Origin of the sequence: Bradyrhizobium sp. I71, from assembly GCF_022354745.1 — a bacterium.
Classification (GTDB): Bacteria; Pseudomonadota; Alphaproteobacteria; order Rhizobiales; family Xanthobacteraceae; genus Bradyrhizobium; species Bradyrhizobium liaoningense.
The window spans coordinates 4,293,749-4,305,392 of the sequence record NZ_CP059398.1 but is presented as its reverse complement, the minus strand read 5'-3'; the positions used below and the strand labels follow the sequence as shown (position 1 = coordinate 4,305,392).

Annotated in this window: 8 protein-coding genes; 3 read left to right on the top strand and 5 right to left on the bottom strand. The window is 65.4% G+C overall.

From position 1 onward, the window contains the following. Window positions 1-72 precede the first annotated feature (72 nt). Window positions 73-984, bottom strand: coding sequence for a DMT family transporter (locus FJV43_RS20780; RefSeq protein WP_239620392.1), 912 nt, complete (start codon window positions 982-984; stop codon window positions 73-75). A gap of 110 nt (window positions 985-1,094) precedes the next feature. On the opposite strand from FJV43_RS20780, the gene FJV43_RS20775 reads away from it, so the two are divergent. Beyond that, the gene (locus FJV43_RS20775) at window positions 1,095-1,958 is read left to right on the top strand and encodes a LysR substrate-binding domain-containing protein (protein WP_239629532.1); all 864 of its coding nucleotides are present in this window, start codon (window positions 1,095-1,097) and stop codon (window positions 1,956-1,958) included. A 23-nt stretch (window positions 1,959-1,981) separates the two neighbouring features. Here the strand turns inward: FJV43_RS20775 and FJV43_RS20770 are convergent, their stop codons facing one another. Further along, the gene (locus tag FJV43_RS20770) at window positions 1,982-2,239 is read right to left on the bottom strand and encodes a hypothetical protein (RefSeq protein ID WP_239620390.1); all 258 of its coding nucleotides are present in this window, start codon (window positions 2,237-2,239) and stop codon (window positions 1,982-1,984) included. Window positions 2,240-2,443: 204 nt separating this feature from the next. Between FJV43_RS20770 and FJV43_RS20765 the strand changes: the two genes are divergently transcribed. Together FJV43_RS20765 and FJV43_RS20760 are read left to right on the top strand one after the other, a co-directional pair. Further along, window positions 2,444-4,960: a glycogen/starch/alpha-glucan phosphorylase gene (locus tag FJV43_RS20765; protein WP_239629530.1), complete on the top strand. Its 2,517-nt coding sequence runs from the start codon at window positions 2,444-2,446 to the stop codon at window positions 4,958-4,960. A 223-nt stretch (window positions 4,961-5,183) separates the two neighbouring features. Further along, the gene (locus tag FJV43_RS20760; RefSeq protein WP_239620388.1) at window positions 5,184-5,999 is read left to right on the top strand and encodes a thioesterase family protein; all 816 of its coding nucleotides are present in this window, start codon (window positions 5,184-5,186) and stop codon (window positions 5,997-5,999) included. A 166-nt stretch (window positions 6,000-6,165) separates the two neighbouring features. Here the strand turns inward: FJV43_RS20760 and FJV43_RS20755 are convergent, their stop codons facing one another. The 3 genes from FJV43_RS20755 to FJV43_RS20745 form a co-directional block, all read right to left on the bottom strand. Further along, a complete protein-coding gene (locus FJV43_RS20755; protein WP_239620387.1) occupies window positions 6,166-7,782 on the bottom strand; it encodes a phosphoenolpyruvate carboxykinase in 1,617 nt (538 codons plus the stop codon). A 285-nt stretch (window positions 7,783-8,067) separates the two neighbouring features. After that, window positions 8,068-10,662 (bottom strand): CHAT domain-containing tetratricopeptide repeat protein, encoded by a 2,595-nt coding sequence (locus tag FJV43_RS20750; protein WP_239620386.1) that lies wholly within the window; start codon window positions 10,660-10,662, stop codon window positions 8,068-8,070. 64 nt (window positions 10,663-10,726) lie between these two features. Continuing rightward, window positions 10,727-11,476, bottom strand: a complete 750-nt coding sequence (locus FJV43_RS20745) for a DUF2470 domain-containing protein (RefSeq protein ID WP_239620384.1) — start codon at window positions 11,474-11,476, stop codon at window positions 10,727-10,729. Window positions 11,477-11,644 lie beyond the last annotated feature (168 nt).

The window sequence follows — 11,644 nt, the reverse complement described above, 5'->3', positions numbered from 1 at the left end:
CATCCACGTTCTTGCGCGCGGCAACGAAGACGTGGATGGCCGGATCAAGCCCGGCCATGACGAAGACTGAGCTCACGACGCCGCCTTGGCCGGCCGCGTCACCAGATAGATCCCGAGCGCAACTGGAATGATGCCGAGCAGGTCCCGCGCCTCGACGTGCTCGCCCAGCACGAGGAACGCGAACAGCATGCCGAGCGGCGGCATCAGGAAGTGATAGGCGCTGGCGGCGGTGGCGCCGCACACCTTCAGCAGATGAAACCAGAGCCAATAGGCGAGGATCGAGCCGCCGAGCACGAGGAAGGCGAAGGCGCCGATCAGGCTCGGCGTATAGTCGATCGCATGGATATCGGCGAAGGTGAGCGCGACCGGCGTCAGCACGATGCCGGCGGCGAGGTTCTGCACGCCGTTGCCGATCCACAACGACCCCTTCGGCGCCAGCAGCTTGAACAGGATGGTGCCGGCCACGAGCGAGGCCAGCGAGGCCAGTGTGAAGACGATGCCGTGCAGGGAATCGGTGCCGACCGAGAGGCGGTGCCAGACGATCGCCGTCACACCGATCACGCCGAGCAGGAGGCCGCTCGCCTTGCGCCAGGTCATGCCTTCGCCGAGCAGGATCGCGGCGAGCGCCGCCGTGAACACCGGATTGGCCGAGACGATCAGCCCGCCGAGACCGGCGGAGACCGATTGCAGGCCGGTGTAGCCGAGGCCGAGATAGAGCGCGTTGTTGGCGATGCCGAGCACGGCGAAGATGGCGGCGTCGCGCCAGGACAATGACCAGCCGTCGCCGCGGATCAGCGTGGCGCCCAGGATCAAGATGCCGGCCAGCGAGAAACGCGCGGCGAGCAGGATCAGCGGCGGGCAATGGGTGACGCCGATCTTGCCGGCGATGAAGGCGTAACTCCAGAGCAGGCAGAACAGGCCGATGGCGAGCGGCAGCGTGTTGAAACGGCTGGGGGCTGCGGAAAGCGAGGTGGCGAGCGACATGAGGGCATTCTCGGATGTTTTTCTTCTGGACCCCGATCTAGGGAGACCGCTTGTCATTTGGAAATTAAATGATTAACTCGACATCAGTGGATTTTCCAATGGAGGCCAGCATGCTCGACCTGGAGCTCCTGCGCAGCTTCGTCTCGGTGGTCGAGGCCGGCGGCTTCACCCGCGCCGGCGCCCGCGTCCACCGCACGCAGTCGACCGTGAGCCAGCAGATCAAGCGGCTGGAGGAGGATGTCGGCCAGTTGCTGCTGCACCGCGACGGCAAGGACGTGCGGCCGACCGAGGCCGGCGAGCGGCTGCTCTCCTATGCGCGCCGATTGCTCTCGCTCGCCGAGGAGGCGCGCGACGTGCTGCGCCAGCCTGACAGCGAAGGCGCGATCCGGCTCGGCATCCCCGAGGATTTCGCGGCGTACCGGCTGCCCAAATTGCTGGGTGCGTTCTCGCGCTCGCATCCGGGCCTGCGGCTCGACGTGCGCGCCGACCAGAGCAAGCACCTGGCCCGCGATCTCGAACGCGGCGAGCTCGACCTTGCGCTCTACAAGCGCGAGGCCGGGGGAAAGGACGCGATCGCGGTGTGGCCCGAGCGGGTGCACTGGGTCACCAGCAAGAGCCATCCGGTCGACGTCAACGTGTCGTCGGTGCCGCTGATCGGCTTTCCGCTCGGCTGCATCTATCGTGCCGGCGCCATCCACGCGCTGGAGAGCGCCGGCCGCGCCTGGCACACCGCCTATACGTCATCGAATCTCGCCGGCATCCAGGCCGCGGTCGCCGCCGGCATGGGCTTGAGCATCCTGTCGGAGATGTCGATCCAGTCCGAGCACCGCGTGCTGACGGCGAAGGAGGGCTTTGCGCCGATCAACAAGACCGAGCTCGCACTGATGGCTTCGCCGGACGCGAGCCCGGCAACGCTGCGGCTTGCGGGTCGTCTCGCGGAGTTTTGCGACACGGTGCAGACGAAGGCGGCTTGAGTCCGCCGGACCTCAGACGGCTCTCAATTCGCCGCGGACAGCAGCTTGTCGCCGCACGCATTTGCGTAGAACTTGCCGCCGCATTGGCGCTTGATCGCGGCGCAGCGGGCTGCGGGCGACGCATTCTGCGGGACCGTGAATCCGCAACTGAGACCGTCGGCGCTGCGACCGGATTTGCCGGCGGCAAACGCCGCGCCGGAGGCGCCGATGCAGACGACGAGCAGGGCCGCAGCGGCGATCTCGATCGGCAGTCGCGTCAGCAGTCGCGTCAGCAGTCTCATGGGGTCTCCTCCACACTGATGGCTGAATCTTTCGTAATCTAGCACCGAATCCCGGTTTCTCCGTGCTCGCCCGGGTTCCCAATTCGGCCCGTTCCTTGCATAAATTTGCGCCAGCGCAGTGCACCACCGCACGGGCGACAGTTCCAGTGCAAGGGCAGGACGCGTAGATTGGTAAGAGTTCTTTCGACCCAGGAAGTGACGGCTTTGCAGGATTCATCGTTCCAACCCAGTTCTCCGGCCCACGGACAGCCCATCGACGAACTCGCGCTGGCTGAGATCAAGGGCGCGATCCTGGCAAAGCTGCGCCTTGCCATCGGCAAGGACGCGGGCATGGCGACGAAACACGACTGGTACCAGGCCGCGGCGCTGGCGCTGCGCGACCGCATCGTGCATCGCTGGCTGACGGCCGAGAAGCACAGCTACGATGCGGGACGCAAGCGGGTCTATTATCTCTCGCTCGAATTCCTGATCGGCCGCCTGTTCACCGACGCGCTCAACAACATGGGGCTGCTGAAGATCTTCGAGGTCGCGCTCGGCGATCTCGGCGTCTCGCTGCCGGAGCTGCGCAAATGCGAGCCGGACGCCGCGCTCGGCAATGGCGGCCTCGGCCGCCTCGCCGCCTGCTTCATGGAGAGCATGGCGACGCTGTCGATTCCCGCGATCGGTTACGGCATCCGCTACGATTACGGCCTGTTCCGCCAGATCATCAATCAGGGCTGGCAGCAGGAATATCCCGATGAATGGCTGAGCTTCGGCAACCCCTGGGAATTGCAGCGGCCCGAGGTGATCTACGACGTCAATTTCGGCGGCGGCGTCGAGCATGTCGAGGACAAGGGCCGCGACCGCGCGATCTGGCATCCTGCGGAGACCGTGCAGGCGATCGCCTATGACACGCCGATCGTCGGCTGGCGCGGCCATCACGTCAATGCGCTGCGGCTGTGGTCGGCGCGCTCGCCCGATCCATTGAAGCTCGATGCCTTCAACAAGGGCGACTACGTCAGCGCCAGCGCCGAGCAGTCGCGCGCGGAGGCGATCTGCAAGTTCCTCTATCCGAACGACGAGAGCCCGGCGGGCCGCGAGCTGCGGCTGCGCCAGGAATATTTCTTCGTCTCCGCCTCGCTCCAGGACCTGGTGAAACGGCATCTCGCCTCCGACGGCCAGCTGCGCAACCTCGCAGGCAAGGTCGCGGTGCAGCTCAACGACACCCATCCGAGCCTTGCCGTCACCGAATTGATGCGGATCCTCGTCGACCTCCACAATTTCCGCTGGGACGAGGCCTGGAAGATCACCGTCGCTACCCTCTCCTACACCAACCACACGCTGCTGCCCGAGGCGCTGGAGACCTGGCCGGTCGAGCTGTTCGAACGGCTGTTGCCGCGGCATCTGGAGATCATCTACCGGATCAACGTGCAGCATCTGGCGCTCGCGGAGGCGCGCTGCCCCGGCGACATCGACTTCCGCGCCTCGGTCTCGCTGATCGACGAGAAGAGCGGCCGCCGCGTGCGCATGGGCCAGCTCGCCTTCGTCGGCTCGCACCGCATCAACGGCGTCTCGGCGATGCATTCCGACCTGATGCGGGAGACCGTATTCCACGACCTCAACCATCTCTATCCCGGCCGCATCACCAACAAGACCAACGGCATCACCTTCCGCCGCTGGCTGATGCTGGCGAACCCGAAGCTGACCGACCTTTTGCGCGAGACCTGCGGCGATGCCGTGCTCGACGACCCCACCCAGCTCAGCCTGATCGAGGCGCGCGCCAGCGACGTCGAGTTCCAGAAGAAATTCCGCAGCGTCAAGCACCACAACAAGGCGGCCCTGGCGCGCCTGATCGGCGAGCGGCTCGGCATCAAGGTCGATCCGAGCGCGCTGTTCGACGTGCAGATCAAGCGCATCCACGAATACAAGCGCCAACTGCTCAACGTCATCGAGACGGTCGCGTTGTACCAGGCGATCAAGGACGACCCCAGCGGCAATTGGGTGCCGCGGGTGAAGATCTTCGCCGGCAAGGCGGCGGCGAGCTACCGCTACGCCAAGCTGATCATCAAGCTGATCAACGACGTCGCCGAGATCGTCAACAACGATCCCGCGATCGACGGCAAGCTCAAGGTCGTGTTCCTGCCCGACTACAATGTCAGCCTCGCCGAGGTGATCATTCCCGCAGCCGATCTCTCCGAGCAGATCTCCACCGCCGGCATGGAAGCCTCCGGCACCGGCAACATGAAGCTGGCGCTCAACGGCGCCATCACCATCGGCACGCTCGACGGCGCCAATATCGAGATCCGCGACCATGTGGGACCTGAGAACATCGCGATCTTCGGCATGGAGGCCGGCGACGTGATGATCCGGCGCAAGCAGGGGCTCGACGCCTCCGACGTGATCCGCAATTCGCCGAAGCTGCAACGCGCCATCAACGCCATCGGCGCCGGCGAGTTCTCGCCCGGCGATCCCGGCCGTTTCGAATCGATCGCGCATGCGCTGCGCTATCTCGACCATTACATGGTCAGCGCCGATTTCGATTCCTACTACGAGGCGCAGCGCGCGGTCGATGCGCGCTGGCTGGTCTCGTCGGCCTGGACACGCGCTTCCATCCTCAACGTCGCGCGCATGGCGTGGTTCTCCTCCGACCGCACCATCCGCGAATATGCCGAGGAAATCTGGAACGTGCCGGTCAATCCGACCACGCCGGTGCTGCCGGATCTGCGCGACGCCGCGGGCTGATTTTCCGCGGCGTGAAACGGCGTTACCTGCGAGGTTATTGCATCTCGCAGGGCGGATGATGATATGATCGTTATCATCCCCAAGGCGGCGCCGGTGACACGCCGCAGCAACCTCGACCAGCGTCATTGCGATCGCAGCGAAGCAATCCAGAATCTTTCCTAGGAGACAGTCTGGATTGCTTCGCTGCGCTCGCAATGACGGCGGGGAGACACTGAGGACTCCAATGCACGCCAAGCTTCCCCACCCCTTCGACGACGCCACCCGCGTCACCGCCGGCGATTCCAGCTGGCAGGGGCACACCAGCGACGATTACTGGGCCTTCGTCGGCCCATTCGGCGGCGCCACTGCCGCGACCATTTTGCGCGCGCTGATCGAGCATCCGCAGGCCGCCGGCGATCCGCTCGCCCTCACCGTCAATTACTGCGCGCCGATCGCGAAGGGTCCGTTCGATCTCGACGTGCGGCTGGTGAAGGCCAATCGCTCCAGCCAGCATTGGAGCGTCGAGCTCAGCCAAGGCGGCGGCGAGGTCGCAACGCTCGCCACCGCGGTGTTCGCCGAGCGGCGGCCGTCCTGGGAGCACCGGGTGGCGCAATATCCGGATGCAAAGCCGTTCGAGGAGACGATGCCGTTTCCCGAAATCTCGGCGTCCTGGGCCAACCAGTACGAATTCCGCTTCATCGAGGGCGAGATGCGGATCGGCCCGCAGCAGGCCGAGCCCGCCAGCACCTATTCGAGGATCTGGATCAGCGACCGCACGCCGCGCAAGCTCGACATGCTGTCGCTGATGTCGATGTCGGACGCCTTCTTCGGCCGCATCTTCCACGCGCGCCGCGAACTCGTGCCGTTCGGCACGGTGTCGCTGACGACCTATTTCCACACCGACAGCGCAGAGCTCGCGGCTGAAGACATCACGCGCGTGCTGGCGACGGCGGACTCGAAGATCATGCACAAGAGCTACGCCGACCAGAACGCCGAGCTGTGGTCGCCGAACGGCAGGCTGCTCGCGACCACGACCCAGATCGCGTATTTCAAGGCGTAGGCGTCTCCACAACGTTCGTCATTGCGAGCGCAGCGAAGCAATCCAGACCGTCTCCGCGGAAAGATTCTGGATTGCTTCGCTGCGCTCGCAATGACGGTGAGAGTTGCGTACAAACAAAGAGGGCGGCCTCACGGCCGCCCTCTTGCATTGAAGACAGTGCGAGAGATCACTCCGCCGCGAGCTTCACGTCCGGCGCGGCGGCGCGCACCTCGGCGTCGACCTGGGCTTCGAACTTGGCAAAGTTCTTCTGGAACATGCCGACCAGCGCGCGGGCGGTCTTGTCGAACTCGTCCTTGTCCTTCCAGGTGTTGACCGGGTTGAGGATCTCGCTCGGCACGCCCGGCAGCGCGGTCGGGACCGCGAAGCCGAAATATTTGTCGGTGCGGAATTCGACGTTGCGCAAGCTGCCGTCGAGCGCGGCGGTGAGCAGCGCGCGCGTCACCTTGATCGGCATGCGGCTGCCTGTGCCGTACTTGCCGCCGGTCCACCCCGTGTTGACCAGCCAGCAGTCGACATTGTGCTGGGCGATGAGGTCGCGCAGCATGTTGCCGTAGACCGAGGGGTCGAGCGGCAGGAAGGGCGAGCCGAAGCAGGTGGAGAATTCCGGCTGCGGCTCGTTGCCGAGACCGCGCTCGGTGCCGGCGACCTTGGCGGTGTAGCCGGAGAGGAAGTGATACATCGCCTGCGCCGGCGACAGCTTTGCGATCGGCGGCAGCACGCCGAAGGCGTCGGCGGCGAGCATCACCACGTTCTTCGGCTGCGGCGCGCGGCCGGTGCGCGAGGCGTTCGGGATGAACTCGAGCGGGTACGCCGAACGCGTGTTCTCGGTCTTGGAGCCGTCGTCGAAATCAACCACGCGGGTGTCTTCGTCGAGCACGCAGTTCTCGAGCACCGCGCCGAAGCGGGTCGAGGCCGCATAGATCTCGGGCTCGGCCTCCTTCGAGAGCTTGATGCACTTGGCATAGCAGCCGCCCTCGAAATTGAAGACGCCGTTCGGGCCCCAGCCGTGCTCGTCGTCGCCGATCAGCGTGCGGTTGGGATCGGCCGACAGCGTGGTCTTGCCGGTGCCCGACAGGCCGAAGAAGATCGCGGTGTCGCCCTTGGCGCCGACATTGGCCGAGCAGTGCATCGGCATCACGCCGCGCTCGGGCAGATAGTAGTTCAGCGTGGTGAAGACCGACTTCTTCATCTCGCCGGCATAATAAGACCCGCCGATCAGGACGATCTTGCGGGCGAAATCGATCGCGACCACGTTCTCCGAGCGCACGCCGTGGCGTTTAGGATCGGCGCGGAAGCTCGGCATGTCGATGATGGTGAGCTCCGGCACGAAGGTCGACAGCTCGAGCGCCTCGGGGCGGATCAACAGCGTGCGGATGAACAGCGAGTGCCAGGCGAGCTCGGTGAAGACGCGCGTCTTGATCCGGTAGGCCGGGTCGGCACCACCATAGAGATCCTGCGCAAACAGCTTCTTGCCTTCGGCGTGCTTGAGGAAGTCCTGGTAGAGCGTTTCGAACTGCTCCGCGGTGATCGACTGGTTGCCGGCCCACCACATCTTCTTGTCGGTGGTGGCGTCACGGACCGTGAACTTGTCCTTCGGGCTGCGGCCGGTGAACTCGCCCGTGTCGGCGCAGAGCGCACCGTCAGCGGAGAGCACAGCCTCACCCGCCGCGAGCGAGTATTGATAGAGTTGCGGCGCACGGAGATTCCAGTGCACCTGCTTGAGATTCCTTAAGCCGAATTTATCGGCGCCGAAGGCACCGTTGCGCACGCCCGTCTCTTGCACGAAAGAATCCTCCTAGAACCCGCGACACTCAGCGCGACAAGTTTAGCGCCACCACGGTCACCTTGATCAATGGGCCGTTCGGCCTCGGCTGAACGACGTCATAATCGTGAACGCTGGCGTTGCCAAGCTGATCCCGCAGGATTTGGTTTATTCAAGGACCGCGCCAAACGTCGCGCATGTCAGCTCTGAGCAGCCGCGGCAAAAAAGTACGAATGATCGCGCAACCAAATGCACGTTTGCGCGTTACTCGGGGTTGTTGCGATGCACAATCGCCGCGGCGCAATCTCACCTGACCTCACCTTCGCCGATCAGTGCGAACGGCCCCCACATCGCGGGATAGGCATTTCGCGGCGACGAGGCGTCATCGAGATAGGCTAACATCGCACGGCGCAAGGCTTCGGCACGACCGATCCTTGGTTCGTTCTTGAGCAGCGCGAACGTCGATGTGGTCAGGCGGGTGGCAGCTTCCGAATCCACGGCCCAATGCGAAACCAGCAGCGCGCGGGCACCTGCATAGAAGAACGAGCGCGCCAATCCCGACAGCGCCTCGGCGCCGGGCTTGTCGCCCGCGATGGTGTTGCAGGCCGACAGCACCACCCAATCGGCGTTGAGCTTGAGCTGGGCCACTTCGCTCGCGGTAAGAAGACCGTCGTCGAGCTCCGACGGCTGATCCGGAATGGAGAGTGCGAGCGAGGGCTCGCCCAGTCCCTTGACGTCGCCGGCAACGAGGCCGTGGGTGGCAAAGTAGATGATGCCGTATTGGGCAAGCGCTGCACGCTTCAGCGTCGTTTCGCTGGCATCGCGCCCGAGATGGATATCGGCCGCGGCGGCGCCGACGTCCCTCGCCACCGCATTCAGCTCGTCGGCGGTGTCGGGCAGCTGCGGCAGCGCCTGCGCCAGCCGCGCGCGATCGACGCCTGCGCCGCGCCAGAACTCGGCATAGGCCATCGTCGCGATGCTGCGCGCGGCGATCCTGCCGCTCGCGGCGCGCCGGTCGGCAGGACCTTCGGCTCCAGGGTTGAACACGGGATCGCCGAAACCGGTCATCGGCTTGACGCCGTGGTCCCTGCGGGCAAAGGCGCGCAGCGATTTCAGGCTGATCACCGACGGCAGCACCGAGACGGCCTGACGCCGCAGTAGCCAGGCGGCATCGCGATAGCCTTCGGGCCTGTCCGGGATCGCCGCCTGCGGCTTCTCCGTGACCAGCAGATGAAACGGCAATGCGGTCAGCGCGGCCGACGGCACGACCAGCAGGTTGCGCTTGTCCTTCGTCAGCGCCTCGACCGGGCCGAGCAGCGCGGTATAGAGCTCGCTCGCGAGCGCAAGATCGAACAGTCCCGATTTGCCGGAGGCATCACTCGCCTTGCCGACATCCAGCCCCCTGCGGAAGGCGGCCACCTTCTGCGCCAGTGCATCCGCTCCGAGAGAAATCTCCTTCCAGTCGACGCTCTCGCGCGTGATCGCGACGACATAGCTCTGACTGTCGACGACGGAATAGATCACCATCGCCTCGTCGGCCGAGAGCAGCGGCTGGATCTCCTTCACCGTCAGCGGCAGCGGGTTGGAGAGCGAGGCATAGTCGGGAAACTCGACGGCGAGCGTCTTCTGCAATTCATTGCGTGCGCTCGCGATCGCCGCGATCCGCGCGCGGCTGCGCTGCTCGGCCGCGACGTCGCGCTGCGCGGGCGGCTTCGACACCGCGGCGACGATCGCCTTGTCGAGCGCGTCGGATTCGGCCGCGAGATCCTGGTCCTTGCGCACGAGTTCCGCGAGCCGGTCGCTGCCGGCGGCCAACCGGACTGCGAGCTTGGTCACGGCGGAGGCGGCGGACGATTGCGTGCCGCGTTGGATCGCACCGAGTGCGTTATCGAGCGCCCTGTCGTTCGTCAGCAGCGATTGCTGCCGCGCTGCGAACAGGATCGGCAGCACCACGCGCAGCTGGGCACGATTGGCGGCGAGCGTCTTCTGCGCAAACGGCAGAGCGTCCGCCGTCCGTCCCGTCGCCTGCAGGAAATGGGCGAGATTGCTCGCCGAAGTCGCGACATCGGGATGATCCGGTCCGAGTGCACGCTCGCGGATCGCCAGGGCGCGACGATAAAGCGGCTCGGCCTCGGCATGGCGCTTCTGGTGCTGGTAGAGCCCGGCGAGATTGTTGAGCGAGCGCGCGACATCGGGGTGTTCCGGCCCCAGCACCTTTTCGCGGATCGCGAGCGAGCGCTTGATCGGAGCTTCGGCATCGGCGTCGCGATTGAGGTCGCGATCGACCTGACCGATGTTGTTCAGGACGGTTGCGACCGCGGGATGCTCGGGCCCGGCGGCTTTCTGATAGATCGCGAGCGCGCGCCGGAACAGGGGCTCGGCGTCGGCAAAGCGCTCCTGCTTCACATAGAGCGTGGCGAGATTGTTCAGAGCTCGGCCGACATCGGGATGCTCGCGCGACAGGCTCTTTTCGCTGATGGCGAGCGCGCGCTTGAACAGCGGCTCGGCTTCAGCGAAGCGGCCCTGCCGTTGAAACAGCGCGGCGAGATTGTTCAGCTCGGGCGCGATCAAGCCGGTGTCGAGGCCGAGCGACTTCTCCATCAGCGCGATGGCGCGCTTGTAGACCGGCTCGGCCAGATCGTCGCGGCCCTGGCCGGCATGGACCTGGCCGAGATTGTTGAGCGCGGCGGACAATTCGCGACCGTCGTTGGCCTTCTCCAGGCTCGCGACCATGGCCTGCGCCAGAGGCAACGCTTCGGCATATCTGCCGGCCTGATTGAGTGCGTTGATCCGCGCCCCCTGTGCGGCGAGATCGCCCTTCTGGGCGAGGGCCGGGGTGGCAAGCAAGATGGTGATCGCGAGCGCCAGACCCGCGGCCCATGCCATACGATGACGCGCCATGACCCCTCTCGCTGCGAGCCCGAAAACCATCACGGTCATGGGTCGCAGGGACGGGTCGCGGCGTTCAAGTCGTTGCGCTCTGGTCCATCTTCATGCGCGCTTCGCCAGCGAGGCGGACCAGCATCTTGCGCAGTGCCGTGCCATCCGTCACCCGCTCCGGGAAGTCCAGCCGCAACGTGGTCTGGCCGTCCTGCATGTCGAGGCCCTCGGGGTCGCAGCCGGTGCAGCGCCAGTCGCCCTCGGCGGCGTCGAGGAGCTTCGTTGCATAGAGGTTCATGGTATCGCGATGGTCGGCATTCATGTGCTCGACGGCGCCCTCTTCCGCCGACAGCAGGTCCTCGGCGCCGGTGAGGTCCGTGAGAAACTGATCGGGCCTGAGGTCGACGATCCGGCCGAAGCCGGCGACCAGATGGGTCCCGGTGGGACGGATCCGGAAGAAGGCGAAATCCTTAAACGAAACAAAGCCCTCCGCCGATGGATGGGCACTGAGATACCGTCGCTGCAGCAGAGCCTTGTCGGCATCGGCCTCCTCCGCCCGGCCGGACAGCATGATTCGGGCGCCTTCCAGGGGATCGCCGGCCACGCGCTCGTCCAGCATCAGCGAGACCCGGCTGTCGGCGAGGATGTTCCTTGTGTGCACGGCGAGGCGCGAGATCAGCAGGATCGGCGAGCCATCGGGGTGGCTGGCGAGATTGACCAGGGAACAATAGGGATCGCCGCTGCCGGTCATCAGCGTCGCCAGGGCCCCCTGCCGGGACCGCCGCAGCAGCGATTTGGCGAGCTTTCCGGGGTCGAAATCGGGAGTCGGTTGCATCGGCTTTCTCTGGTCAGGTGGTTGCATGGAGGGCCTTGTTTCGGGTAAACGAGAGGCCGGTTATGGGTCGAGATGCGGCGAATCTGCCGCGTTTCGTGGAACTTGGTCACACTTCAGCCCAGCTTGCATTGCTCGGTGACAAGGTTCGAACGCCACTTCGGCACCCAT

What these genes read in the sequence shown, in the direction of transcription:
- FJV43_RS20780 (WP_239620392.1), bottom strand. Translation starts at nt 984, where the DNA reads ATGTCGCTCGCCACCTCGCTTTCCGCAGCCCCCAGCCGTTTCAACACG.
- FJV43_RS20775 (WP_239629532.1), top strand. Translation starts at nt 1,095, where the DNA reads ATGCTCGACCTGGAGCTCCTGCGCAGCTTCGTCTCGGTGGTCGAGGCC.
- FJV43_RS20770 (WP_239620390.1), bottom strand. Translation starts at nt 2,239, where the DNA reads ATGAGACTGCTGACGCGACTGCTGACGCGACTGCCGATCGAGATCGCC.
- FJV43_RS20760 (WP_239620388.1), top strand. Translation starts at nt 5,184, where the DNA reads ATGCACGCCAAGCTTCCCCACCCCTTCGACGACGCCACCCGCGTCACC.
- FJV43_RS20750 (WP_239620386.1), bottom strand. Translation starts at nt 10,662, where the DNA reads ATGGCGCGTCATCGTATGGCATGGGCCGCGGGTCTGGCGCTCGCGATC.
- FJV43_RS20745 (WP_239620384.1), bottom strand. Translation starts at nt 11,476, where the DNA reads ATGCAACCGACTCCCGATTTCGACCCCGGAAAGCTCGCCAAATCGCTG.